This window comes from Rhodococcus sp. 05-2254-2 (assembly GCF_002259095.1).
Classification (GTDB): domain Bacteria; phylum Actinomycetota; class Actinomycetes; order Mycobacteriales; family Mycobacteriaceae; genus Rhodococcoides.
Genome location: NZ_NOZJ01000001.1, coordinates 365,500 through 388,301 on the forward strand (window position 1 = coordinate 365,500; position 22,802 = coordinate 388,301).

A 22,802-nucleotide genomic window follows, 5' to 3' on the forward strand; every position below is an offset into this window, starting at 1 on the left:
GTCCGACCGGGCCTGATCTCAAACTGACGAGCGATGGTACGAATGGAGACATGAGCGACTCACCCATCGAAACCCCGACCCAGGATCGCGTCGAACAGAATCTCCCGATCGCGGACGAGCCGGACGAGCCGAACGCAGATGATCTGCCCATCGAGGCCGACGCCCGCGACGTGCTGGATCAACGAGCAGAAGTGCCCGTGGACGACGACGGGTACGACGAGCGCTAAGGCGTGTTCGGCTCCTCGTCGACCAACGGATGCGGCTGTGACTTGAATTTTGCGGGGGAGCCGTCGGCCATCGCTACCCCGTGGATTCCGCCCCACATCATCATGCAGAGGTAATCGATCAGATCGTCTGCGGACATCGACTTGTTGGAGATCCACCAGTGCGTGGCCAACTGGACCGCGCCGACGATGGCGAAGGCCCACGGCACCGAACCACCGGAATCCATTTCGCGTTGCCGTAGGCGTTCACCGAGCACCGTGGAGAGCAACTCGGCGATCATCCGCTCGGACTCGGCGACGACATCGCGGTTGTTGCCGGCGTTGTTCGCCATGACGTAGAGGTAGACCTCGGGATCGGTGGCCACCGTCTCGACATAGGCGGTCACGACGATGCGGGTGAGCTCGTACTCGTCGAGTTCGTGGGCGATCGCCGAGTAGATGCGCGGAGCAAGCGTGGTCTCGACGTACCGAGACATGGTGGCGCTCGTCAGATCGTTCTTGTCGGTGAAATAGCGGTAGAGCACCGTCTTGGAGATACCGATCTCCGACGCGATCTCGTCCATCCCGATCTCGCGGCCGCGCAACCGGATCGCGGCCAACGTGCCGTCGACGAGCTCTTCGCGGCGGGCGATCTTGTGCTCACGCCACCGACGTTTTCGGCCGTCCGGCTTCTCGACCTTCGGCTTGTCCTCGCTCGGCTCGGACTCGTCCAGCTTTGCCTCCGTCGTATTTCTCGCCACAACCCCACCCTATGCGCCTTGTCCGACACCATTGCAGGCTGCGTCCGGTTGGTCTGCCGAGATTCTGGGCACAATGTCGGTTGTGCAGCTCATGAACTTCGACGACGAGACCAAGCGTCGCGACCTCCGCAAGATGAAAACAGTCGCGACGGGCTTTCTCGTCTTCGCGTCGATCGTCTACCTCTTCTGCCGGTGGCAGGAGTCGACGGGTGCAGGTGCCTGGGTCGGCTACGTTCGCGCTGCGTCGGAAGCGGGCATGGTCGGCGCACTCGCGGACTGGTTCGCGGTGACGGCACTTTTCAAGCACCCGCTCGGTATTCCGATCCCGCACACGGCTCTGATCAAGAAGAAGAAGGACCAGCTGGGCGCGAGCCTGAGCTCGTTCGTCGGTAGCAATTTCCTCGCTCCCGAGGTGGTGTCCGAGAAGGTCGCGTCGGCGCAGGTTCCGTTGCGGCTGGGTACCTGGCTCGCTCAGCCCGACAACGCCGAACGCGTCGCGGCCGAGGCGGCGACCGTGTTGCACGGCGTCGTCGACGTGCTCAACGACGAGGACATCACCGCCGTCATCGACAGCACCATCGTGCGGCGTCTCGCCGATCCGCAGTGGGGCCCGCCCATCGGCCGGATCCTCGACGAGTTGCTCCGCGAGAACCGTCAGCTGCCGTTGATCGACATGCTCGCCGAACGCGCCCACCAATGGGCGCTCGGCAGCCAGGAGATGATCGATCGCGTCGTGGCGCGAGATTCCCCGAACTGGTCGCCGAAGTTCGTCGACACGCTGCTGGGAGAGAAGGTCTACAAGGAACTCGTCGAGTTCACCTGGAAGATCAGGTCCAACCCCGAGCACGACGTGCGTCTGGCCGCCAACAAATTCTTGGTCGACTACGCCAACGATCTGCAACACGACCCGACGACCATCGAGAAGGCGGAGAAGCTCAAGGCGCAGATCATGGGCCGCGAGGAGATCACCGGGCTCGCGGCAGCGACCTGGAAGGTGGCCAAGCGGCTGATCACCGAGTCGGTCGACGATCCGACGAGCACGCTGCGCACCAAGATCAAGGAGAACACCGTCAACCTCGGCGTGCGGCTCCGCGACGACGAGGAGCTGCGCGGCAAGGTCGACGGTTGGCTGCTCGGCGGAGCGAGCTACATCGCCGCGAACTATGCCGACGAGATCACCACGATCATCGGTGACACCGTCGCTCGGTGGGACGCCGAGGAAGCGAGCAAGAAGATCGAACTGCAGGTCGGACGCGATCTGCAGTTCATTCGAATCAACGGAACCGTCGTCGGATCCATCGCCGGACTGGCCATCTACACGGTCTCGGATCTGATCTTCGGACACTAGTGCTAGCAGAGTGCTTGCAATAGTTAGCACCCTTCGGTACCGTCCAGTAGGACACCGAAAACAGGAGGCCGAGATGGCCGATGACGAGGGGGATCTGGTCGCCAAGGCGACCGAGGCGACGCAGGTCGTCGCCGAGGCGGGGGACCTTGTCGCCGCAGTCGTGACGACTGCAGCTCAGGACATCGGAAGCTACATCCGGTCGCAACGGGAAGCCGCGCAGGTATCGATGCGGCAACTCGCCAGCCGAGCCGGAGTGAGCAACCCCTACCTGAGCCAGATCGAACGCGGACTGCGCAACCCGTCCGCAGAAGTGCTAGCGCAGATAGCCAAGGGTCTGCGCGTCTCCTCGGAGGTGCTGTACGTCCGGGCCGGGATCTTGGAAGCGCGTCCCCACGGTCCGGTGCGCGAAGCTCTGCTCGGCGATGAGCACATCACCGAACGGCAGAAGCAAGTGCTGATCGAGATCTACGACTCGTTCTGTCGTGAGAACGAGTCGACGCAGGAGCCCGAACCCGACGAACAGGAGACACCCGATGTCTGATTCCAAGAACTTCGAGAACGTCAAGACCCCCATCTTCGCAGCCGTCGGTGCAGGCGACGCCGTCGTCCAGGCAGTAGCGGACGTCGTCGCTCAGGTGCGTTCACGCGCCGAGAGCCGCACCAGCGAGGTCAACGCCCGCATCGCCGACCTCTCCGAGGACGTCACCGAAGGCGTCGAGAGCCTGCGCGAGCGGCTGGCGAACCTGCCTGCAGAGCTTCCCGACGAGATCGCCGAACTGCGCGAGCGCTTCACCCCCGAAGAGCTCCGCAAGGTTGCCGAGGCATACCTCAAGGTGGCCTCCGACCTCTACACCTCGCTCGCCGAGCGCGGCGAAGAGACCGTCGAGCGCATCCGCCGCACCCCGGCCGTCGAAGAGAGCCTCGAGCGCGCCAACACCGCAGCCAACGACTTCGTCGACCTCACCGAGCAGGCCCTCGGAACCGTTGCCTCGCAGACCCGCGCGGTCGGCGAGCGCGCCGCTGCCCTGGCCGGCCTCGCGTCGGACAAGGTTCGTGAAGGCGCCGAGGAGATCTCCGAGGCCGCCGACGAGCTCGCCGAGAACATCGACGAAGCAGGCGACGAGGCCAAGGACAAGGCCGTCGAGGCTTCGGACAAGGTGAGCGGCGTGGCAGGCAAGGTCGAGGCCAAGACCCGCAGCAGCGCGAACTCGCCGATCAAGAAGACCCCGGCTCCGGCCAAGAAGACGGCTCCGGCACCGGCTGCCAAGAAGACCGCACCGGCTCCGGCCAAGAAGGCTCCGGCGAAGAAGACCACTCGCTAAAGCATTCGTAAAGAAAACGACCCCTGCGCCGCGCGGCGCAGGGGTCGTTTCTCGTACACTGGCGCACGTGAGCATCGCCGGCAGCTTCAGCTACTACATCCTGACCTTTCTCCAGATCCTCGGAGTGGTGGGCGCAGGATTCGCGATCTTCCACGCACTGCGCCAGCGCCCCGACGCCTTCCCGGCAGTGGACAAGCTGACGAAGACCAAATGGCTGGCCATTCTGTTCATCGGTCTACTGCTCATTCTCGTCTCGGGGGTGATCGGCTTCCTGGGCATCATCGGCGTCGTCGCCGTGTGCGTGTATCTCGTCGACGTCCGTCCCAAGGTCGACAGCATCCAGCGCGGACCCCGCTGGTAGGTAAGTCGCATCGACGCCCACTTCTGTGTGGGCGTACCCTCTACCGCACCCGCTCGGGGGGACACAGGTAGAGGGGAATGTCAGTGGTTTCACGCAAGGTAATCGAACGCGCGCTGCTCGGAATAGGCAGCGCGGCCGCGGCGGCCTCCGTCGGAGCTTTCGTCGTTCGGCGGCGTCGCCTGCACTCGTTCACCAAGACGACCGACGTGCAGCCCGACGAGTTGCTCGAGCGTCCCACGTTCGAGCCGCACATCACCGAGGTGGTCACCGACGACGGTGCGCACCTGCACGTCCGTAGCTACGGGGACGCCGATGCCGAACCGATCGTCTTCAGCCACGGGTGGACCTGCTCGGCCGATTACTGGTACCCACAGATCAATGCCCTTGCCGGCCGCTACCGCGTCGTCACCTACGACCAGCGCGGTCACGGTCGAAGCGACGTCGGGACGCGACCGTTGAGCCCCGACGTGCTGGCCGACGACCTCTCCGCGATCCTTTCCGCCACGGTGGCCGAGGACAACAAGGCCGTCATGGTGGGACACAGCATGGGCGGCATGTCCATCATGGCCTGGGCCGGCAACTATCCCGAACAGGTCGACCGACTCGTCAGCGCTGTGCTCCTCGCCAGCACCGCGACCGACTCCCTGATTCGCGAAACCACCGTCATCCCGCTGCCGCAACGCTTTCCACGGGTCCCCACCCCGGTGGGCAAAGCCGTGCTCAGCTCGGCACTTCCGCTGCGGCCGTCACCGGTGGTGCGCCAAGCCATCAAGTACATCTCGATGGCACCAGGAGCGACACCCGCCGAGGTGGCGTTCTGCGAGAAGATCGTCCTCGAATGCGCCCCGCGCACCCGCGGTATCTGGGGTGCAGCGCTCACCGACCTCGACATCCGCGAGGCCCTGGCGAACATGTCCGTCCCCACCAGCGTGCTCGTCGGATCTGCCGATCGCTTGACCCCACCGGTGCACGCCCGCAAACTCGCCCGCGCCCTGGACGATCACGATCACCTGAGCAGACTGATCGTGATTCCCGGCATCGGACACATGAGCTCCGTCGAGGCAATCGACGAATTCAACACCGAAGTGGTTCGGCTCCGGAATCTCTAGATTTCAGCTGAACACCACGGTCTTGCGGCCGTGCACCAGGACACGATCCTCCAGGTGCCACCGCAGACCGCGGGAGAGCACCAGCTTCTCGATGTCGCGGCCCTGACGCACCATGTCGACTACCTCGTCGGAATGATCGACGCGGATGACGTCCTGCTCGATGATCGGACCCGCGTCGAGCTCGGCCGTCACGTAGTGGCACGTCGCACCGATCAGTTTCACGCCCCGCGCGAATGCCTGGTGGTACGGACGAGCGCCGACGAACGACGGCAGGAAGCTGTGATGGATGTTGATGGCCCGGCCTGCCCAGTGCGCGCACAGCGACTCGGGGAGAACCTGCATGAACCGTGCCAGCACCACCGCGTGCGGGTCGTAGGAATCGACCAGCGACCGCACCTCTTCGAAGGCGGGACCGCGCTCGGCCGGATCCTTCGCGAACTCGACGTGATGGAACGGTGTGCCGTGTGCGGCGGCGATCGGCTCGAGTGACTTGTGGTTGCCGATCACCGCGGAGATCTGAGCGGGCAGTTCGCCGCCCGCGGCGCGGCCGAGGAGGTCGTGCAAGCAGTGCGCTTCCTTGCTGACGAGCAGGACCACGCGCTTGGGCTCACCCGAATCATGAAGTGTCCATTCGGTTTCCGGGCCGAGTTCGGCGGCCACCGCGGCGAAACGTGTGCGCAGCTCCTCGATGCTCATGTCCACGGACGACGCGCGTACGGCCTGCCGGGTGAAGAACCACCCGGTGTCGGGATCGGCGTGATAGGCGGCCTCGACGATCCATCCACCGACCTCGGCGAGGAAGGTCGAGATACGGGCGACGATGCCCGTCTTGTCGGGGCAACCGAGCGACAGAACGTAACGGCGATCCTCGGATACTGAAGAACTCATGACGCCGATTGTCTCAGGGCGTCCGCACCCCGGTTGCCACCAGTGTCCCGAGATCGATCGAATCGATTCCACGCTCGGTCAGCAGCGCGGAGAACTCGACACGGATCTGCGTCCGGGTCGCCTCGTCGAACGGTGTCAGTGCGCCCTGCATCGCGCTGCCCAGCACGAGATCCCACACGAACGACTCCGTCGCGGGAACGTGATTGGACAGCTCCACGACCTCGACATCGGTGGTGCCTGCCGCGGTGAGCCATGCGGACAGAAGGTCTACCGTCTCCATCCGCCGGATCGGGTGCTTGTCGTAACCGTCCTGCGCGAGTGGCCCGTCGTGCTCGCTCGGCGGTGAATGCGCGCCGATCACCTCGAAGTACGTGCCCGCGAACGCCTCGATCGCACCCTTGCGCCACACCGTCACCCCGACGCGACCGCCCGGACGAACCAGAGACACCAGACGAGCGAAATCCCCCTCGGGATCGGGCAGAAAGAAGATGCCGTACGAACAGGCCAACGCGTCGTAGCCGGCATCGGGAACCGTCGACGGCGGCTCCCACTCGGTGGCGTCGGCGAGGACGAAGTCGATGTTGCGCAGCGCACGGGCGGTGGCTTTCACCCGGCCCACCTCCAACAGGTCGTCGGCCAGATCGATGGCATGCACGAGACCGTCGGGGCCCACAGCCGCCGCCGCGGGAATCGCCGACGCCCCGGTGCCGGAACAGACGTCGAGAACCGCGTCCCCGGTGGCCAATTCGAGCGCGAAGGCGAGCGACTGCCCGGCCGGGCCCCACACCTGCGGCGTCAGGCCGTCGAACTCCCTGCTGGTGGCGTTGAAGGTGGCGGCGAGCGAGGCTGCGGTCATGACCGAAAATCGTAGACCGACAGGGTTACGAATGGCAGAGCTGTGAAAAGCTGGACCGCATGACACTCACCCGCGCCGCCCTCGCCGGAATGGTCGACCACACGCTGCTCAAGCCCGAAGCCACGCAGGCCGACGTGGCCGCCCTCATCGAGGAAGGTCGCGAACTCGGAGTGCTCGCGGTGTGCGTATCGCCCTCGATGCTGCCGATTCGCGCCGAGGGAATGCTCACCGCCGTCGTCGCGGGTTTCCCGTCGGGCAAGCACCATTCGTTGATCAAGGGATCCGAGGCCAGGCTCGCGGTGCAGCAAGGTGCCGACGAGGTCGACATGGTGATCGACGTCGGCGCGGCCATCGCGGGGGACTACAACGTGGTGCTGGCCGACATCGTCACCGTCCGTGAAGGGATCGCCGGAAGCGCCGTCCTGAAGGTGATCATCGAATCGGCAGCACTGTCCGACGAGGCGATCGTCGAGGTGTGCCGCGCGGCCGAGAAGGCCGGTGCCGACTTCGTCAAGACGTCCACCGGATTCCACCCGGCCGGCGGCGCGAGCGTCGAGGCCGTGCGATTGATGGCAGAGACCGTCGGCGGGCGACTGGGTGTCAAGGCCAGCGGCGGCATCCGCACCACGGACGCCGCCCTGGCCATGATCGAGGCGGGCGCAACACGATTGGGACTGTCGGGAACACGCGCGGTACTGGACGGTCTGGACTAGAGCGACTGCGTCGCATGTGCACGCTGCGCCTTCGGGTTGTTCCGCAGGCTCCACTCCTGCCTCGTAGCAGGCTACGAGTTTCCGCGCACGTGGGTTACGCGACGAGCGAGCAACCCTCGGGAGTCGGCTGGCTCTGATCCTGCTGGGTCACCGGAATCGTGTACTGCCCGCCTTCGAGGGTGAGCTCGATGCCGGAGTCGGTGACGGTCAGCGACGTCGGAGCCATGTCCAACGGGTAGGCCTGCAGGCTGTCGGTCAGCACGCCGACGACCGAGTCGACCAGATCGGTGGGAATGCCGAGGCCCAGGATCGACGCGTCGACGGTCTGGACGTCGACCCTGCCCTCCACGACCTCCGGCTTGACGGTCAGATTCGCCAGAGCGCCGACGGCGAAGTCGAGGGTGCCCGCCGATGCGTCCGAGGTGACGCCGGAGACGATCGCGCCGATGCCCTGGCTCTGCAGGGTGCGGGTGATGCCGTCGGTGGACCACGAGATGTCGGCACTCGAACTGCCGATGGTGCCGCCGGAGTCGGCGGTCTGCGTCAGATTCAGGTCACGTGCCTCGGCCTGGACGACCATGCCCTCGGCGGGTCCGAAGCGTGCGTCGTTGCTGTCGACGGTCACCGAGGAGACCTTCTTGTCGACCAGTGAGAGCAGGACCGGCTTCAAGCCGAGACCGACCTCGACCTGGCTGCCGAGCTCGGATTCGAGCTGACCGGCGAGGCAGGATTTGATCTGCTGACGCACGAACAACTCGCCACCGATGACGGCGACGAGGAGGACGACAACGACGGAGACTGCGATCAGCGGTGCTGTGCTGCGCCTGGCTGTGGATGACATTCCTGGCAGTCTTCCCGATGATTCTGAGCAAGCTCTGTGAAACTCGCCGAACCTGTGTAGCCGGTACCAAAGTTTGTGACCTGTAACACATTGTGACGTACTCTTGCGTCATGGGTACGACAGGACCGAGCGTGCACGAACTGCACTCGTTGGCCACTCGTCAGGACGGCTATTTCACCGCCGAGCAGGCCGGTGAGCTCGGCTTCGATTCTGCGATGGTGCGCGTCAATCTGGCCACGAACACGTGGACTCGCGTCGAGCGCAACCTGTTCCGACTCGGCCAGTGGCCGCACAGTGAACTCGAAGTGTTCGCCATGTGGTGCGCCTGGTTCGGCGGCGAGGCCGTGATCTCGCACCAGAGTGCGGCCGAGCTACACGGATTCGGGCACCTCCACCCGCAATTCGTGCACGTCTGCGCATTCGGCGACCTACGACTGACCGACACCAGGCTGGCAGTTCACCGTCTGCGGCTCGAGCCGCGGGACGTCGAATCGGCTGGCACGTTCAACCTCACCACCCCGGTGCGCACGGTGCTCGACCTCGCCGCAGGTGGCATCTCGCAGATCACCCTCGACGAGGTGGTGTGCGACGCCGTCGCGATCGGTCGCGTCGACCCGCACACGCTGTACACCGAGGCCGGAAACAGCACCGATCGAGTGGCCGAACGCGTCGAACTGGCACTGTCGGCCTGCACGTAGCCGCGAAATCGGGTGCAGTTGACCGCGCTCACCGCGGTCAACTGCACCCGATTCACGGTGCAGGTGCGACCGACGACCACGGGACCGTGAGCACGTTGTCTCGCATTCGTCGGCGGGGGAGTGTGATCGGAAGACCTTGTTCGGCAAGCACTTTCATGGCGGCGCGCCATCGAATTCGAGGCCCGAACGGTGCCAGCGGTGCCGACACCGACCACGCCCTGTCGGCTCGTCGAAGCAGATCGTGCACGAGCTCACCCTCGATGTTGCGATGAATCAACACCTTCGGTAGCCGCTCCGCGATGTCCGACGGCATCTCGACGTCGAACGGATCCCATGCCAGGGTCAGCGAGCGCGGCCCATCGGCGTCGAGCAACACCCAGGCGCAGCGCCGACCGAGCTCGTCGCAGGTGCCGTCGATCAGCAGGCCGCCCGGCGCCAGGCCCGACAGAATGCGTTGCCAGGCAGCAGGTACCGCGTCCTCGGGATACTGCCGCAGTACGTTGAACGCCCGCACCAGGTTGGGGCGCAATCCCGCCAGCTCGAAACCGCCGCGGGCGAATTCCACGCCGTCACTCCCCGGAACGACGCGTGCGGGGTCGATCTCCAGACCGGTGACTCGGAGATCGGGCCGAACGGTGCGCAGCCGTGCGGCCAGCTCGAGGGTCGTGTTCGGCATCGCCCCGTACCCGAGGTCGACGACCAACGGGTTCGGTGATTCGAGCAGAACGCGTCGAACATCGGGGTTGTGCATCAGCCACCGGTCGCTACGACGCAACCGATTGATGCCGGTGGTGCCGCGGGTGATGACGCCTTCGGGGGCAGGAGTGGAGCCTGCGGAACGACCCCTGTTCGGTTTGCTCAGGGCTAGGCGTTCTTTTCGAGCCAGTCGGCGGTTACTTCGCCTTCACCGCGCCACAGGTCGATGAGGTTGACGAGCATGAGCTGCTCGAGTTTGCCGCCGATGAACGGCAGGAAGACCTTGGCCTCGGAGGAGGTGCGCAGCGTCGAACCGCCGTTGGTGGGGAAGAGCGAGGTGGTGCCCTTCAGCGAGCCGGGTCCGGCCGGAATCGACGCGTCGTAGTGGCCCGCGGTGACTTCCTCGTAGGCGTCGAAGTGCACGTTGCGGGTGATGACCATGTCTTTCTTCATCACCGTCTGCGCGATGTCGGGCAATTCGGTGCGCGGGATGACGTGGTGCATCACGATGTCGATTCCGGCGTCGGACACCTCGAAGCTCTTCAGCTCGTTCTCCGAGTACTTACGCATCTCCTCGATGCGCGCATCCCAGTGATCGCGACTGGAGAGCGCTGCATAGACCTGCTGCGTCGAGTGGGTGAACCGGGCGGAGTAGTTCATTCGGCGAGCCATAGTGCGCCAGGCTAGCCGTTGCCCTGCGCGGCGATCCAGTTACCGGTGAAGTCCTGCTCGTTGTCGATGAGCGAGAGCACCTGCTCGCTGATCATCGCTTCGATCTTGCCGCCGAAGATCGGGACCTTGACCTCGGTGGTGCCGGCCAGCGCGATGGTCGTCGTCTCGCCGGTGGCGTCGAGCGTGGTGGTGCCGGTGATGCGGGCCGGTGCGCCTTCGACGGTCGCTCCGAAGGTGCCGGCGGCGTGGGTACCGTCGAACGGTCCCCAGCTCTCGGTGCGTTCGATGATGAGGTCGCCCTTCTTGAACGCAGTCACCGCGGCCGGCAACTCCTCTTCGGGGACGGCCTGGGTCATAACGACGTCGATGGTGCCGTCGCCGACGGTGATGCTCTTCACGCTGGCACTGGGGCCGCCGATCTGCTCGATGCGGTCCTTCCAGTACTGCTCGGACGTCAGTGCAGCGTGGACCTTGTCGGCGGAGGCGGGCACAGTCGAGCTGTGCTCAATGGGGCGAGGCATCCCCGCAGGTTACCGGGTGGGTCCGACGCTTGTGCGCGACCGGTAGCGTGAGAGTCCGTGCCTACTGCAATTTCGGAGCTCACCACCATTCGGGTGGGCGGCCCGGCCCGTGAATTCTGCGTCGCGACGACCGGCGACGAGCTGGTCTCCCTCGTGCGCGACGCGGATCGCGCGGAGACCGATGTGCTGGTCGTCGGCGGTGGATCCAATCTGGTCGTCGGCGACGAGGGGTTCGACGGCCGGGTGATTCGGGTGACCGGTTCGCGGCTGGAGATCGACGGCGAGATCGTGACGGTCGACGCCGGCGTCGAGTGGGATGCCGTCGTGCAGGCGACGATCGATGCGGGGCTGTCCGGCATGGAGGCGCTGTCGGGCATTCCAGGAACCACCGGCGCGACGCCCATCCAGAACGTGGGCGCGTACGGCGCGTCGACGTCGGAGTTGCTGCACGCCCTCACCGTCTACGACCGACAGACCCAGGAGACTTCGGTGTGGACGCCGGAGCAGTGCGGTTTCGGAACGCATCGATCGTCGGTGTTCAAGCGGTCCTCGCGGTACGTGATTCTGGACGTGAGCTTCGCGCTCAAGAAGACGACCGAGTCGCTTCCGGTGCGGTACGCGGCGTTGTCGGAGCGTCTCGACGTGCAGATCGGCGACGTCGTACCGGTGCCGGACGTACGCGCGGCCGTGCTGGCTCTGCGCGGTGAGCGGGGCATGGTGCTCGACGCCAGCGATCACGACACGTGGAGCGTCGGATCGTTCTTCCTCAACCCGGTACTGCCCGAGGTGCCCGAGGCCGCCGCGCACGCGCCCAGCTTCCCCGACCCCGCGGGAACCAAGATCCCGGCTGCCTGGCTGATCCAGAACGCGGGCTTTCCTCGCGGTTACGGCACCGAATTCGGGCGCGGCACTGCGGCGTTGTCGTCCAAGCACGTGCTGGCCGTCACCAACAGGGGTGGGGCCACCGCGTCGGACATCATGGCGCTGGCCGCGCACGTGCGAGACGGGGTGCAGGAGAAGTTCGGCGTCACGCTCACGCCCGAGTGTGACCTCGTCAACTGCGCGCTGGGTTAGGACCGGTCGAAACGGCGCATACGATGGAGCTTTGCAAGTGAAAGCTCGTAGGAGGTAAATCAGTGCAGGTCACCAGCGTGGGACATGCGGGATTCCATATTCGGACCGACGCCGGAAGCATCCTGTGCGATCCGTGGGTGAACCCGTCGTTCTACGCGTCGTGGTTCCCGTTTCCCGACAACTCGGGCCTGGACTGGGACGCTCTGGGTGATTGCGACTACCTCTACGTCTCGCACCTGCACAAGGACCACTTCGACCCGAAGAATCTGGCCGAGCACGTCAACAAGGACGCCACGGTTCTGCTGCCGGACTATCCGGTGCTCGATCTCAAGCACGAGCTCGAGAAGCTCGGGTTCCACAAGTTCTACGAGACGACGGACTCGGTCAAGCACACGATCTCCGGGCCCAAGGGCGATCTCGACATCATGATCATCGCGCTGCGTGCGCCCGCCGACGGTCCCATCGGCGACTCGGGTCTGGTCGTCTCGGACGGCAAGACCGTCGCGTTCAACATGAACGACGCGAGGCCGGTGGACCTGGACGTGATGACCGAGAACTTCGGTCCCGTTGACGTGCACATGCTGCAGTATTCGGGCGCGATCTGGTACCCGATGGTCTACGACATGGTCTCGCGCGCGAAGAAGAACTTCGGCATCCAGAAGCGTCAGCGTCAGATGGATCGGGCGCGCCAGTACATCGAACAGGTCGGCTCGACGTGGGTGATTCCGTCCGCGGGCCCGCCGTGCTTCCTCGACGACGAGCTGCGCTCGCTCAACGACGTCTACGGCGACCCGGCCAACGTGTTCCCGGACCAGATGGTGTTCCTCGAGCAGATGCGACTGCACGGGCACGACAAGGGCCTGCTGATGATGCCGGGCACTGCCGCAACCTTCGACGGTTCCGAATTGCTCTCGCACGAGCATCCGATCCCGACCGCCGAAGCCGAGGCCATCTTCACCACCGGCAAGGCCGACTACATCGAGGCCTACGCCCAGCGTCAGGCGTCGGTCATCGCTGCCGAGAAGGCAGCCTGGGCTCCGGCCGAGGGCGAGCCCCTGCTCGAACCGATGCGAGGCCTGTTCGAGCCGATCATGGCGCAGACCGATCTGATCTGCGACGGCATCGGCTACCCCGTCGGAATCACGATGGGTGACGAAACCGTCGTACTCGACTTTCCGAAACGGATTGTGCGCGAACCGATTTCGGACGAGAAGTTCCGCTACAGCTTCACCATCCCACCGGAGCTGGTACGTACCGCCATACGTGACCAGGAGCCGGACTGGGTCAACTCGATCTTCCTGTCCACCCGCTTCCGGGCCCGACGCGTCGGCGGCTACAACGAATTTCTCTACACGTTCTTCAAGTGCCTCACCGACGAGCGCATCGCCTACGCGGACGGTTGGTTCTCCGAGGCGCACGACGACACCGCCACGATCACGATGGGCGGCTACGAGATCCAACGCCGCTGCCCACACCTGAAGGCGGACCTGACGAAGTTCGGCATCGTCGAGGGAAAGAAGCTCACCTGCAATCTGCACGGATGGGATTGGAACCTCGAGACCGGCCGCTGCCTCACCTCGAAAGGCCACGAACTGCGCACGCGCAAACTCTGAGTTCATTCCGCAGGCTCCACTCCTGCACCTGTGATCCTGCCCCCGAAAATCGGGGTAGTTCGCAGACGCAGGTACGTTGGACAACGTGCATGAGCAGGTAGAACAGACAAAACGGACGCGCACGGTGTGGTTGATCGCCGTGCTCGTGGCCTTGGTGGCACTCGTGGCAGGCTGCACCGTCGGATCGGGCGATGGCAGCTCGGGTGCCGCGGCCCCGACCACCGAGGCAGCTCCCGTCGCCCAGGTCACCGAGAACCCGGTCGCAGGTGCCGTCGACGTCAGTCCCGTCGCGCCCATCTCGGTCTCGGTCGCCGACGGAACGCTCACCCAGGTGGCGTTGACCAACCCCGATGGCAAGGTCGTCCAGGGCGCGCTCTCGCCCGACAAGACCTCGTACGCCGTCACCGAGCCCCTGGGCTACGGCGTGCAGTACACGTGGTCCGGCACCGCACTGGGCAGCGACAACAAGACCGTCGACATCACCGGGGCCTTCACCACCGTCGAACCAGACAGCCGTACGTCGGTGAGCACCAACATCGGCGACGGCCAGGAAGTCGGCATCGCCGCGCCGATCATCCTGCAGTTCGACTCGGCGATCGCCGACAAGGCCGCCGTCGAGAAGGCATTGACGGTGACCACCAACCCGCCGACGCCCGGCGCGTGGGCCTGGTTCCCCGACGACAACGGCTCGCGCATCCACTGGCGTCCCACCGACTACTGGGCTCCCGGCACGACGGTCTCGGTGGACGCCAAGCTCTACGGCGTGAACTACGGCGACGGCGCGTACGGTGCCGACGACGTCACGCTGAACTTCAGCATCGGACGCAGCCAGGTGGTCATCGCCGACGCGACCAGCCACCGCATGCAGGTGGTCCGTGACGGCCAGACGATCATGGACATCCCCGTCAGCTACGGCGAGGGCAACGAGGATCGCAACGTCACCCGCAGCGGCATCCACGTCGTCACCGAGAAGCACGAGGACTTCCTGATGTCCAACCCGCCGTTCTACGAGAACGTTCGCGAACGCTGGGCGGTGCGCATCTCCAACAACGGTGAATTCATCCACGCCAATCCGCTGACCACCGGAGTGCAGGGCGCGTCGAACGTCACCAACGGGTGCATCAACCTCTCCGACGCCGATGCGCAGGAGTACTTCCAGACGGCGATGTACGGCGACCCCGTCGAGGTCACCGGAACTCGCATCGACCTCTCGGCCGCGGACGGCGACCTGTACGACTGGGCCATCGACTGGCCGACGTGGGAGTCGATGGGAGCGGCGTAGCCGCAGGTGAGCGAAAACTCGTAGCAGGGGTCGAGTTTCCGCTCACGTGCGGCGAAGCCGCTACGTGCGGGAGAAGCGCCCCGGACCGGCCTGGTCACGTGGCTTGATGATGATCTGGTCCAGGTTGACGTGCGAGGGACGCGAAGCCACGAAGCCGATGACCTCGGCGATATCGCTCGCCACCAACGGTGTGATGCCCTGGTAGACCGCGTCGGCCTTGGCTGCGTCGCCATCGAATCGGACGAGGGAGAACTCGGTCTCGACGGCACCCGGCGCGACCTCGGTCAACCGCACCGGCTTGCCCAGCAGTTCGCCGCGCAGCGTCCGGTGCAGCACTGCCTGAGCGTGTTTGGCCGAGGTGTAGCCCGAACCGTTGTCGTACGCCTCGAACGCGGCGACGGATGTGATGGTGACGATCAGGCCGTCACCGGAGTCGATCAGCTTGGGTAGCAACGACTTCGTCACCCGCAATGTACCGAGCACGTTGGTCTCCCACATCCAGCGCCAGTCGTCGAGATCGGCGTCGATCACGGGAGCCAAGCCCTTCGCGCCACCGGCGTTGTTGATCAGCACGTCGACGCGGGGAATGACCGCGGTGAACGCCGCGACCGAATCCTCGTCCGTCACATCGAGTTCCAGGGCGGTGCCACCGATCTCCGACGCCAACTCCTCGAGCCGGTCGAGGCGGCGGGCTCCGATCACGACGTGGAATCCGTCGGCGGCGAGTTGGCGGGCGGTGGCCGCGCCGATGCCGGAGCTCGCTCCGGTGACGACGGCGATTTGGGCATCGGGGGAAATGTGTTCTGACGAGGTCATGGCGAAATTCTATGCCCGGCGTACCCCGTGCTTTCCGATGCCCGATTGGACATCGGACGCGAGGGTGCTAATTTTGGACCCATGTCCGCCAGTGAGACCACCGCGATGCGGGTCACCTATGTGACCGCGTCCCTCGGTTCTCGCTTGCCGCTTCCTCGGGAACTGTGTTGTCCCGGCCAAGGAATCTGTCTCTAGCCTTTCGAGCTACGGGCAGTCGATTCGCGTGCCGTGGTCCCTTCGTGGCCGCCGCATTCACCCTTGACCTGCATCACTTCGCTCTTCCGTCGTTGTCCATTCACGGCGGAGGTCTGCCACTGAGGACTACAACGGATGTCCGTATCAACGCTGCATCATCACTCCGGCCCCACCTCCCTGCGGTCTCTGCCGAGGCCTCGATCGCGCGTGCAGCTCGTCGCACCCGATCTGCGGATCGCCGACAGCCCCGCCGCGTCGGTGCTTCGAGTCGCCTGCGTCGAAGGCCCCATCTCGCGCGAACGTGCCGCTCGCGCAACCGGTTCGAGTATCGCCACGGTCAACCGTCAGGTGTCGGCCCTGCTCGCCGTCGGGCTGCTTCGCGAGCGCGCAGACCTGACGGCACCCGGCGCGATCGGACGCCCGCGGGTGCCGTTCGAGGTCAACCACGAACCGTTCTCGACCATCGGCATCCACATCGGAGCCGTCGTCACCGGCATCACCGTCAGCGATCTCCGCGGACGCATCCTCGGTGCCGTCGAAATACCCACGCCCGCCGGCTCTTCCGAGGCAGCGCTGGCGTCCGTCACCCGCAGCGCAAGTGCCTTCGCCGGACGCTGGCACCGGCGCACCCCGCTGTGGGTCGGGGTGGCGATCGGTGGACGCGTCGATACGGCGAGCGGCACCGTCGACCACCCGCGATTGGGATGGGAGAACGGCCGAGTTGCCGGCATCATCGGCGGTGGCCTGGGGCTGCCGATCTCGGTCTCCGGCCACGTCGAGGCCATGGCGGCGTCGGAGCTGCTCCTGGCGCCGCGGCCGTCGGAGAGCGATGTGGCGCAGAGCAACAGCGGAACGTCGCTGTACTTCTACGCCCGCGAGACCGCAGGCATGGCGTTGACCATCGACGGCCGCGTGCACACCCCCACGAGTGGACCGGGCTCCATCGCGCACCTACCCACCGGGTCGTCGGCGCTGTGCGACTGCGGGAATCGCGGATGCCTCGAGGCCTCCATCAGCGATCGAGCGGTGGTCGCCGCTGCCGTGGACCGCAAAATTGTTGCACCGCAATCTCATTCGAGCGTAGCGGCGGTGTACCAGGCGGCGCGGGGCGGCTCGGAGGCGGCGCGAGAGCTGCTCGTCGAGCGGGCGCAGATTCTGGGCCGGACGGTGGCGCTGCTGCGCGACATGTTCAATCCGGACCGCGTCGTACTCGGAGGCCAGGCGTTCACCGCCTACCCGGCCGGAATTCCGCACGTGGGAAAGGCCTTCGCTGCCCATTCGACGTTGGAGCGCAGGGACATTCGGGTGACCGGCTTCGGTGACAAAGTGCAGGAGTATGCCGCGACCGTGGTCTCCCTCAGCGCCCTGTACTCCGATCCGCTCGCCTCGATGCGCAGAGCGGCGGCGTAGGTTCACCCACTATGAGCAAGCCCGATACGAGCACCCGTGCAGCAGGACCGATTCGTCAGGCCACCGGCATCGGCGGAGTCAACATCGTCTACCGCGTGAGCGGTGACCCAGCGGCGCGGCCACTGATCCTGCTGCACGGGTGGGCGCAGAGCTCGGCCTGCTGGGGCGAGGGACTGCTGGCCGACCTGGCGGAGCGCTATCGCGTTCTCGCGGTGGATCTACGCGGACACGGCTACTCCGACGCCCCGTCGGCCGGTTACGAAAACTCGAAGAACTGGGCGGGAGACGTGGCTGCCGTGCTGGCCGCCGAGAACATCACCGCCGACGCGGTGCTGCTGGGGTGGTCGTACGGCGGACTGGTGATCTGCGACTACCTCGCCGAACACGGCACGGGCGCGGTGGCGGGCATCGTGCTCGTCGGCGCGATCACCAGCATCGGCAGGGGAGAGGCAGGCGGCCGCGTCGGGACGGCGATGCGAGCGGCGATCCCCGGGGCGATGGCCGAGGAGCCTCGCGTCGCGATCAAGGCGCTCGGGAGTTTCGGGCACGCGCTGACCGGGCCAACGGGAGGCAAGGGCACCGAAGCGCAGGCGCTGTTCGGGCTGACACTGTCCACGAGGCCACGGGTTCGCGCCGCCCTGTTCGATCGAGCGGTCGGCCACGACGACCTGCTGCGCGGCCTCGACATCCCGGCGTTCGTGCTGCACGGAACCGAGGACACCGTCGTCGACGTCTCTGCCGGACGGCACGCTGAGGAGCTGATTCCCACGGCGGTGGCGTCGTACTGGGAGGGCGTCGACCACGGCCCGTTCGTAGCCGATCCGCAGCGATTCCTCACCGAGGTGAGCGAGTTCGTCGACGGTCTCGGTGTGAGGCAGGGCCAGCCGTGAGAAGGGGTAGTTATCGAGACGTAATGTGGAGGCGTGCACACTGAAGAAGTGACTGGACGCCAGCTGAACAGGGTCGCTGTGTTGTCCTTGCATACCTCCCCGCTGGCGCAGCCCGGAACGGGCGATGCGGGCGGCATGAACGTCTACGTGCTGCAGAGCGCTAAAGAGCTGGCCAAACGAGGTGTGGAGGTCGAGATCTTCACCCGCGCGACGGCGTCGACCGATGCTCCCGTCGTCGAGGCAGCTCCCGGTGTGCTGGTGCGCAACATCGTCGCGGGTCCGTTCGAGGGCCTGGACAAGCACGACCTGCCCACACAGCTGTGCGCGTTCGCAGCCGGGGTGCTGCGCGAGGAAGCGCGCCACGAACCCGGCTACTACGACCTGGTTCATTCGCACTACTGGCTCTCGGGGCAGGTCGGCTGGCTGGCGCGCGATCGCTGGGGAGTGCCCCTGGTCCACACCGCGCACACTCTCGCCGCGGTCAAGAACGCGTCTCTGGCGCAGGGCGACTCGCCCGAGCCCGCCGCGCGTCAGATCGGTGAGCAGCAAGTGGTGGCCGAGGCGGACCGGCTCATCGCCAACACCACCGAGGAAGCGAAGTCCCTCGTCGAGATCTACGGGGCGCAGCAGGGTTCGATCGACGTGGTTGCTCCGGGAGCCGATCTGGCGCAATACAATCCGGGGGACAAGCTGGCGGCGCGCGCCGAACTCGGGTTGAATCCCGACGAGTCGATCGTCGCATTCGTCGGACGCATCCAGCCGCTCAAGGCCCCCGACGTGCTGATCGCCGCGGCTGCCGAAGTGCTGCAGCGCAATCCGAGAACACCACTGCGCGTCCTCATCGTCGGCGGCCCGTCCGGCAGCGGACTGGATCGACCCGACAGCCTCATCGATCTGGCCGAGAACCTGGGGATAGCTGCCCGGGTGACGTTCATGCCGCCGCAACCGTCGGCGCGACTGGCCCAGATCTACCGCGCCGCGGACATCGTCGCCGTGCCGAGCTACAACGAATCGTTCGGCCTGGTCGCGATCGAAGCCCAGGCCTGCGGAACTCCTGTCCTGGCCGCCGACGTCGGCGGACTCGGCGTGGCGGTGCGGTCGGGCGAGACCGGACGCCTGGTGCAAGGCCACCGCACCGACGATTGGGCCGATGCGCTGTCGTCGATGCTGTCGGACCCAGTTGCGTTGGCCGACATGGCGACCGCAGCACCGCTGCACGCCCGCAACTTCTCGTGGGAGCACACCGCCGACGGACTCATCGAGAGCTACCGGCAGGCCAAGTTCCACTTCGACCGCGGCGAGGGGCCGAGCGAGTTCTCGCCGCGACGCGTCAGAGGATTGTCGAAACTACGCAGATCAGGAGCTGTGACTGCATGAGCGAGACTGCCGAACTGATCGACCGGGCACTGAAGGACCGCGAGCTGGACTACACCCGGCGCGGGGACGTGTTCACCGTCGAGCTGCCGGGGGAACGCAAGCTCAAGACAACGACGATGCTGACCGTCGGGCATCACGGGGTGCGCATCGAGGCGTTCGTCTGCCGCAAACCCGACGAGAACTTCGAGGGCGTCTACAGGTACCTGCTGCGACGCAACCGCCGCCTGTACGGGGTCCATTACACGATCGACAAGGTCGGCGACATCTACCTCGTCGGCCGAATCTCGTTGCACGCCGTCACCGGTGACGAACTCGATCGCATTCTCGGACAGACCCTCGAAGCCGCGGACGGCGACTTCAACGTGCTGCTCGAACTGGGATTCGCCGAGTCCATCAAACGCGAATGGGCGTGGCGCGTCTCGCGCGGCGAATCGTTGGCGAACCTCAAGGCATTCGAGCACCTGGTGGACGAGCGGGAAGCGTAACTCGCCGGAAATGGGACGGCGTTGCTGCCGGTAACGTCCGGTTCCTAGCCTAGGGCCATGACCAGGCCAGAGGACGCTCGCCCACCGGTGCTGCAGATGTTCGGCTACGGCCTGCAACACATTCTCTCGATGTTCGGCGGCGTCATCGCCGTTCCGATCATCGTCGGTGGAGCGGCCGGACTGTCCGGGACCGATCAGGCACTGTTGATCTCCTGCGCACTGTTCGTCAGTGGCGTGGCAACTGTGCTGCAAACGATCGGCATCCCGTTCTTCGGCTCGCAACTGCCGCTCGTGCAGGGCATTTCGTTCGCGTCGGTCTCGACGGTTCTGACGATCATCGGCAGCGCGGAGGACGGGCGAACCGGACTGCGCACGGTGCTCGGAGCCGTTCTGGTGGCCGCGCTGATCGGATTGGCCATCGCTCCGTTCTTCTCCAAGATCGTTCGCTTCTTCCCGCCGTTGGTGACCGGAAGCATCATCACCGTCATCGGACTGTCCCTGATGCCGGTGGCCGCGCGCTGGATCACCGGCCAGGAGATGGTGGGCGGAGCGCCGAACCCGAACTACCTGGACCCCGGCAACATCGGGCTGGCGATGTTCACCCTCCTCGCCGTGCTGGTGATGACCAAGATCCCCGGACTGTCGCGGCTGTCGATCCTGCTCGGACTCGTCGTCGGCACCATCGCGGCACTGATCGTCGGCAGGACCGACTTCGACGGCGTCGCCGACGCGTCCGTGGTGGCCGTCCCGACACCCTTCGCCTTCGGCTCGCCGATCTTCGCAATCGGCGCGATCGTGTCGATGACCATCGTCATCCTGGTGATCATGGTCGAGACCACCGCCGACATCCTCGCCGTCGGCGAAGTGGTCGGAACCGACGTCGACTCCAAGCGCGTCGGCGACGGCCTGCGCGCCGACATGGTCTCCTCTGCCGTCGCCCCGATCTTCAACACCTTCCCGGCCACGGCCTTCGCACAGAACGTCGGCCTGGTCGCGATGACCGGCATCAAGAGCCGCTTCGTCGTCGCGATGGGCGGTAGCGTGCTTGCGCTGCTGGGCCTTTCGCCGATTCTCGCGGCCGTCGTCGGGGTCGTCCCGTTGCCCGTGCTCGGCGGTGCCGGCATAGCGCTGTTCGGAACCGTCGCCGCCAGCGGTATCCGCACCCTCGGCAAGGTGAACTACGACAACAACTCCAACGTGGTCATCGTGGCGGTGACCTTGGCGTTCGGTCTCATACCTGTTGTCGCGAGCGACTTCTGGGACGAGTTCCCGGACTGGTTCGTCACGATCTTCCACTCCGGAATCAGTGCCGCCAGCATCGTCGCGGTGGTACTCAACGTATTCTTCAACGTGTTCAAGCCCGGTACTCCGCCGAACCCCTCGGTGGTGGCAGCGGGGCCGGCAGTGATGGTGCGTGAGGACGAAGCACGAATACTCCGTGAAGGCGGCAGCTTGCCCGACGATCTCTCTTCCGAGAAGGCCGTGCCCGACAAGACACCTGAGTGAAATCCTGCGCACCCTCGCCCGCGCGAGTAGCGTCCCGACCCAGACGAAGTACACCTAAATTGGAGGACATCTTGTCATTCGTTACCCGCACGAGTACGCGGAAGGCAGCACTCGGCGGCGTTGCGTCGCTCGGTGCCATCGCCCTGATCGCAGGCTGTGGATCTGCCCCCGAAGACGAAGGATCGGGCGGAAGCGCATCGAGTGACTTCCTGCCCTGCATGGTCTCCGACAGTGGCGGATTCGACGACAAGTCGTTCAACCAGCTCGGGTTCGAGGGCCTGACCGAAGCCTCCGAGGAGCTCGGCGTCGAGCCGCGCACCGTCGAGTCCGCGTCGCCCACCGACTACGGCCCCAACATCAACAACCTCGTCGATCAGGGCTGCAACCTCATCGTCACCGTCGGATTCGATCTGGCCGACGCCACCAAGGTCGCCGCCGAGGCCAACTCCGACATCGACTTCGCGATCATCGACGACTCCACCATCGATCTGCCGAACGTCAAGCCGCTGACCTACGACGCGTCGCAGTCCGCATTCCTCGCCGGCTACGCGGCCGCCAGCTACAGCACAACCGGAGTGGTCGGTACGTTCGGTGGCTCCCAGCTGCCGACCGTCACCATCTTCATGGACGGTTTCGCCGACGGCGTGAACTACTTCAACGAGCAGAAGGGCGAGGCAGTCCGCGTCATCGGCTGGGACGTGCCCTCGCAGAACGGCTCGTTCACCGGCGGATTCACCGCCAACGAGGTCGCCAAGAACACCGCCCAGGGTCTGATCGACCAGAACGCCGACGTCATCTTCCCGGTCGGTGGACCCATCTATCAGAGTGCGGCACAGGCCATTCGGGACTCCTCGCGTCCGGTCGCCCTCATCGGCGCCGACGCCGACGTCTTCGAATCCGACCCGTCGGTCGGCGACCTGCTGCTCACCTCGGTGACCAAGGGCCTCAAGACCAGCGTCGACGAGGTCGTCGCCAACTCCGGTGCCGATGCATTCGACAACACCCCGTACGTGGGCACGCTCGAGAACGACGGAGTCGGTATCGCACCGTTCCACGATTTCGAGTCCGAGGTCGACCCCGCACTGCAGGGCGAGCTGGACACGATCAAGGCCGGCATCATCGACGGATCCATCACCGTCGAGTCTCCCTCGGCACCCAAGTAGTT

The 22,802-nt window shown here is 65.6% G+C and carries 25 protein-coding genes; 17 read left to right on the plus strand and 8 right to left on the minus strand.

Going from position 1 to position 22,802, the window contains the following annotated elements; translation table 11 throughout:
* Window positions 1-50 precede the first annotated feature (50 nt).
* Window positions 51-227: a hypothetical protein gene (locus CH283_RS28160; protein ID WP_176460409.1), complete on the plus strand. Its 177-nt coding sequence runs from the start codon at window positions 51-53 to the stop codon at window positions 225-227.
* Here CH283_RS28160 and CH283_RS01860 read toward each other — a convergent pair.
* Entirely contained in the window at window positions 224-964 is a 741-nt protein-coding gene (locus CH283_RS01860; RefSeq protein ID WP_068046163.1) for a TetR/AcrR family transcriptional regulator, read from the minus strand. The genes CH283_RS28160 and CH283_RS01860 overlap by 4 nt on opposite strands.
* A gap of 73 nt (window positions 965-1,037) precedes the next feature.
* On the opposite strand from CH283_RS01860, the gene CH283_RS01865 reads away from it, so the two are divergent.
* The 5 genes from CH283_RS01865 to CH283_RS01885 all read left to right on the plus strand — a co-directional run bounded on the left by CH283_RS01865 (window position 1,038) and on the right by CH283_RS01885 (window position 5,104).
* Window positions 1,038-2,312, plus strand: a complete 1,275-nt coding sequence (locus tag CH283_RS01865) for a DUF445 domain-containing protein (protein ID WP_068046160.1) — start codon at window positions 1,038-1,040, stop codon at window positions 2,310-2,312.
* A 73-nt stretch (window positions 2,313-2,385) separates the two neighbouring features.
* Entirely contained in the window at window positions 2,386-2,853 is a 468-nt protein-coding gene (locus CH283_RS01870) for a helix-turn-helix domain-containing protein (protein ID WP_052047273.1), read from the plus strand.
* Entirely contained in the window at window positions 2,846-3,634 is a 789-nt protein-coding gene (locus tag CH283_RS01875) for a heparin-binding hemagglutinin (RefSeq protein ID WP_094641048.1), read from the plus strand. The genes CH283_RS01870 and CH283_RS01875 overlap by 8 nt, the downstream gene beginning before the upstream one ends.
* Window positions 3,635-3,701: 67 nt before the next feature.
* Window positions 3,702-3,995 carry a DUF2516 family protein gene (locus tag CH283_RS01880; RefSeq protein WP_068046153.1) on the plus strand — a complete coding sequence of 98 codons (294 nt, stop codon included), beginning with the start codon at window positions 3,702-3,704 and terminating at the stop codon, window positions 3,993-3,995.
* 77 nt (window positions 3,996-4,072) lie between these two features.
* Window positions 4,073-5,104 (plus strand): alpha/beta fold hydrolase, encoded by a 1,032-nt coding sequence (locus CH283_RS01885; protein WP_068046150.1) that lies wholly within the window; start codon window positions 4,073-4,075, stop codon window positions 5,102-5,104.
* 3 nt (window positions 5,105-5,107) lie between these two features.
* Here the strand turns inward: CH283_RS01885 and purU are convergent, their stop codons facing one another.
* Both purU and CH283_RS01895 read right to left on the minus strand, forming a co-directional pair.
* On the minus strand, window positions 5,108-5,992 hold the full coding sequence (gene purU / locus CH283_RS01890; protein WP_094641049.1) for a formyltetrahydrofolate deformylase: 885 nt from the start codon (window positions 5,990-5,992) through the stop codon (window positions 5,108-5,110).
* 13 nt (window positions 5,993-6,005) lie between these two features.
* Window positions 6,006-6,848 carry a class I SAM-dependent methyltransferase gene (locus tag CH283_RS01895; protein ID WP_094641050.1) on the minus strand — a complete coding sequence of 281 codons (843 nt, stop codon included), beginning with the start codon at window positions 6,846-6,848 and terminating at the stop codon, window positions 6,006-6,008.
* Window positions 6,849-6,907: 59 nt separating this feature from the next.
* Between CH283_RS01895 and deoC the strand changes: the two genes are divergently transcribed.
* Complete coding sequence (deoC, locus tag CH283_RS01900; RefSeq protein ID WP_373557654.1) at window positions 6,908-7,561, plus strand: deoxyribose-phosphate aldolase; 654 nt, start codon at window positions 6,908-6,910, stop codon at window positions 7,559-7,561.
* Between the two features lie 94 nt (window positions 7,562-7,655).
* Here deoC and CH283_RS01905 read toward each other — a convergent pair whose 3' ends face one another.
* Window positions 7,656-8,402 (minus strand): LmeA family phospholipid-binding protein, encoded by a 747-nt coding sequence (locus tag CH283_RS01905; protein ID WP_176460408.1) that lies wholly within the window; start codon window positions 8,400-8,402, stop codon window positions 7,656-7,658.
* Window positions 8,403-8,512: 110 nt separating this feature from the next.
* Here CH283_RS01905 and CH283_RS01910 point away from each other — a divergent pair, with 110 nt between their 5' ends.
* On the plus strand, window positions 8,513-9,100 hold the full coding sequence (locus tag CH283_RS01910; RefSeq protein ID WP_068046134.1) for a type IV toxin-antitoxin system AbiEi family antitoxin domain-containing protein: 588 nt from the start codon (window positions 8,513-8,515) through the stop codon (window positions 9,098-9,100).
* Window positions 9,101-9,152: 52 nt separating this feature from the next.
* On the opposite strand, the gene CH283_RS01915 is transcribed toward CH283_RS01910, so the two are convergent.
* The 3 genes from CH283_RS01915 to CH283_RS01925 form a co-directional block, all read right to left on the minus strand.
* Complete coding sequence (locus CH283_RS01915) at window positions 9,153-9,851, minus strand: class I SAM-dependent methyltransferase (protein WP_255183045.1); 699 nt, start codon at window positions 9,849-9,851, stop codon at window positions 9,153-9,155.
* 113 nt (window positions 9,852-9,964) lie between these two features.
* Window positions 9,965-10,468: a DUF2505 domain-containing protein gene (locus tag CH283_RS01920; RefSeq protein ID WP_032380350.1), complete on the minus strand. Its 504-nt coding sequence runs from the start codon at window positions 10,466-10,468 to the stop codon at window positions 9,965-9,967.
* 11 nt (window positions 10,469-10,479) lie between these two features.
* Window positions 10,480-10,989, minus strand: coding sequence for a DUF2505 domain-containing protein (locus tag CH283_RS01925; RefSeq protein WP_068046123.1), 510 nt, complete (start codon window positions 10,987-10,989; stop codon window positions 10,480-10,482).
* A 57-nt stretch (window positions 10,990-11,046) separates the two neighbouring features.
* Between CH283_RS01925 and CH283_RS01930 the strand changes: the two genes are divergently transcribed.
* The 3 genes from CH283_RS01930 to CH283_RS01940 all read left to right on the plus strand — a co-directional run bounded on the left by CH283_RS01930 (window position 11,047) and on the right by CH283_RS01940 (window position 14,958).
* Window positions 11,047-12,063: a UDP-N-acetylmuramate dehydrogenase gene (locus tag CH283_RS01930; protein WP_094641053.1), complete on the plus strand. Its 1,017-nt coding sequence runs from the start codon at window positions 11,047-11,049 to the stop codon at window positions 12,061-12,063.
* A 62-nt stretch (window positions 12,064-12,125) separates the two neighbouring features.
* Window positions 12,126-13,676 carry an MBL fold metallo-hydrolase gene (locus tag CH283_RS01935; RefSeq protein WP_094641054.1) on the plus strand — a complete coding sequence of 517 codons (1,551 nt, stop codon included), beginning with the start codon at window positions 12,126-12,128 and terminating at the stop codon, window positions 13,674-13,676.
* Between the two features lie 85 nt (window positions 13,677-13,761).
* Window positions 13,762-14,958 carry a L,D-transpeptidase gene (locus CH283_RS01940; protein ID WP_176460407.1) on the plus strand — a complete coding sequence of 399 codons (1,197 nt, stop codon included), beginning with the start codon at window positions 13,762-13,764 and terminating at the stop codon, window positions 14,956-14,958.
* A 60-nt stretch (window positions 14,959-15,018) separates the two neighbouring features.
* On the opposite strand, the gene CH283_RS01945 is transcribed toward CH283_RS01940, so the two are convergent.
* Window positions 15,019-15,774, minus strand: a complete 756-nt coding sequence (locus tag CH283_RS01945; protein WP_094641056.1) for an SDR family NAD(P)-dependent oxidoreductase — start codon at window positions 15,772-15,774, stop codon at window positions 15,019-15,021.
* Between the two features lie 330 nt (window positions 15,775-16,104).
* On the opposite strand from CH283_RS01945, the gene CH283_RS01950 reads away from it, so the two are divergent.
* The 6 genes from CH283_RS01950 to CH283_RS01975 all read left to right on the plus strand — a co-directional run bounded on the left by CH283_RS01950 (window position 16,105) and on the right by CH283_RS01975 (window position 22,800).
* Window positions 16,105-17,379, plus strand: coding sequence for an ROK family protein (locus CH283_RS01950; protein ID WP_176460406.1), 1,275 nt, complete (start codon window positions 16,105-16,107; stop codon window positions 17,377-17,379).
* A gap of 11 nt (window positions 17,380-17,390) precedes the next feature.
* Window positions 17,391-18,269: an alpha/beta fold hydrolase gene (locus tag CH283_RS01955; RefSeq protein WP_373557655.1), complete on the plus strand. Its 879-nt coding sequence runs from the start codon at window positions 17,391-17,393 to the stop codon at window positions 18,267-18,269.
* A 48-nt stretch (window positions 18,270-18,317) separates the two neighbouring features.
* Window positions 18,318-19,646: a D-inositol-3-phosphate glycosyltransferase gene (gene mshA, locus CH283_RS01960; protein ID WP_176460405.1), complete on the plus strand. Its 1,329-nt coding sequence runs from the start codon at window positions 18,318-18,320 to the stop codon at window positions 19,644-19,646.
* Window positions 19,643-20,131, plus strand: coding sequence for a YbjN domain-containing protein (locus tag CH283_RS01965; protein ID WP_068046105.1), 489 nt, complete (start codon window positions 19,643-19,645; stop codon window positions 20,129-20,131). The genes mshA and CH283_RS01965 overlap by 4 nt, the downstream gene beginning before the upstream one ends.
* Before the next feature lie 57 nt (window positions 20,132-20,188).
* Complete coding sequence (locus CH283_RS01970; RefSeq protein WP_094641057.1) at window positions 20,189-21,637, plus strand: nucleobase:cation symporter-2 family protein; 1,449 nt, start codon at window positions 20,189-20,191, stop codon at window positions 21,635-21,637.
* A gap of 71 nt (window positions 21,638-21,708) precedes the next feature.
* A complete protein-coding gene (locus CH283_RS01975; protein ID WP_231893693.1) occupies window positions 21,709-22,800 on the plus strand; it encodes a BMP family lipoprotein in 1,092 nt (363 codons plus the stop codon).
* The last annotated feature ends 2 nt before the right edge of the window (window positions 22,801-22,802 follow it).

What these genes read in the sequence shown, in the direction of transcription:
- deoC (WP_373557654.1), top strand. Translation starts at nt 6,908, where the DNA reads ATGACACTCACCCGCGCCGCCCTCGCCGGAATGGTCGACCACACGCTG.
- CH283_RS01865 (WP_068046160.1), top strand. Translation starts at nt 1,038, where the DNA reads ATGTCGGTTGTGCAGCTCATGAACTTCGACGACGAGACCAAGCGTCGC.
- CH283_RS01920 (WP_032380350.1), bottom strand. Translation starts at nt 10,468, where the DNA reads ATGGCTCGCCGAATGAACTACTCCGCCCGGTTCACCCACTCGACGCAG.
- CH283_RS01965 (WP_068046105.1), top strand. Translation starts at nt 19,643, where the DNA reads ATGAGCGAGACTGCCGAACTGATCGACCGGGCACTGAAGGACCGCGAG.
- purU (WP_094641049.1), bottom strand. Translation starts at nt 5,992, where the DNA reads ATGAGTTCTTCAGTATCCGAGGATCGCCGTTACGTTCTGTCGCTCGGT.
- CH283_RS01955 (WP_373557655.1), top strand. Translation starts at nt 17,391, where the DNA reads ATGAGCAAGCCCGATACGAGCACCCGTGCAGCAGGACCGATTCGTCAG.
- CH283_RS01885 (WP_068046150.1), top strand. Translation starts at nt 4,073, where the DNA reads ATGTCAGTGGTTTCACGCAAGGTAATCGAACGCGCGCTGCTCGGAATA.
- CH283_RS01875 (WP_094641048.1), top strand. Translation starts at nt 2,846, where the DNA reads ATGTCTGATTCCAAGAACTTCGAGAACGTCAAGACCCCCATCTTCGCA.
- CH283_RS01950 (WP_176460406.1), top strand. Translation starts at nt 16,105, where the DNA reads ATGTCCGTATCAACGCTGCATCATCACTCCGGCCCCACCTCCCTGCGG.
- CH283_RS28160 (WP_176460409.1), top strand. Translation starts at nt 51, where the DNA reads ATGAGCGACTCACCCATCGAAACCCCGACCCAGGATCGCGTCGAACAG.
- CH283_RS01945 (WP_094641056.1), bottom strand. Translation starts at nt 15,774, where the DNA reads ATGACCTCGTCAGAACACATTTCCCCCGATGCCCAAATCGCCGTCGTC.
- CH283_RS01915 (WP_255183045.1), bottom strand. Translation starts at nt 9,851, where the DNA reads ATGCACAACCCCGATGTTCGACGCGTTCTGCTCGAATCACCGAACCCG.
- CH283_RS01970 (WP_094641057.1), top strand. Translation starts at nt 20,189, where the DNA reads ATGACCAGGCCAGAGGACGCTCGCCCACCGGTGCTGCAGATGTTCGGC.
- CH283_RS01870 (WP_052047273.1), top strand. Translation starts at nt 2,386, where the DNA reads ATGGCCGATGACGAGGGGGATCTGGTCGCCAAGGCGACCGAGGCGACG.
- CH283_RS01905 (WP_176460408.1), bottom strand. Translation starts at nt 8,402, where the DNA reads ATGTCATCCACAGCCAGGCGCAGCACAGCACCGCTGATCGCAGTCTCC.
- CH283_RS01925 (WP_068046123.1), bottom strand. Translation starts at nt 10,989, where the DNA reads ATGCCTCGCCCCATTGAGCACAGCTCGACTGTGCCCGCCTCCGCCGAC.
- CH283_RS01895 (WP_094641050.1), bottom strand. Translation starts at nt 6,848, where the DNA reads ATGACCGCAGCCTCGCTCGCCGCCACCTTCAACGCCACCAGCAGGGAG.
- CH283_RS01910 (WP_068046134.1), top strand. Translation starts at nt 8,513, where the DNA reads ATGGGTACGACAGGACCGAGCGTGCACGAACTGCACTCGTTGGCCACT.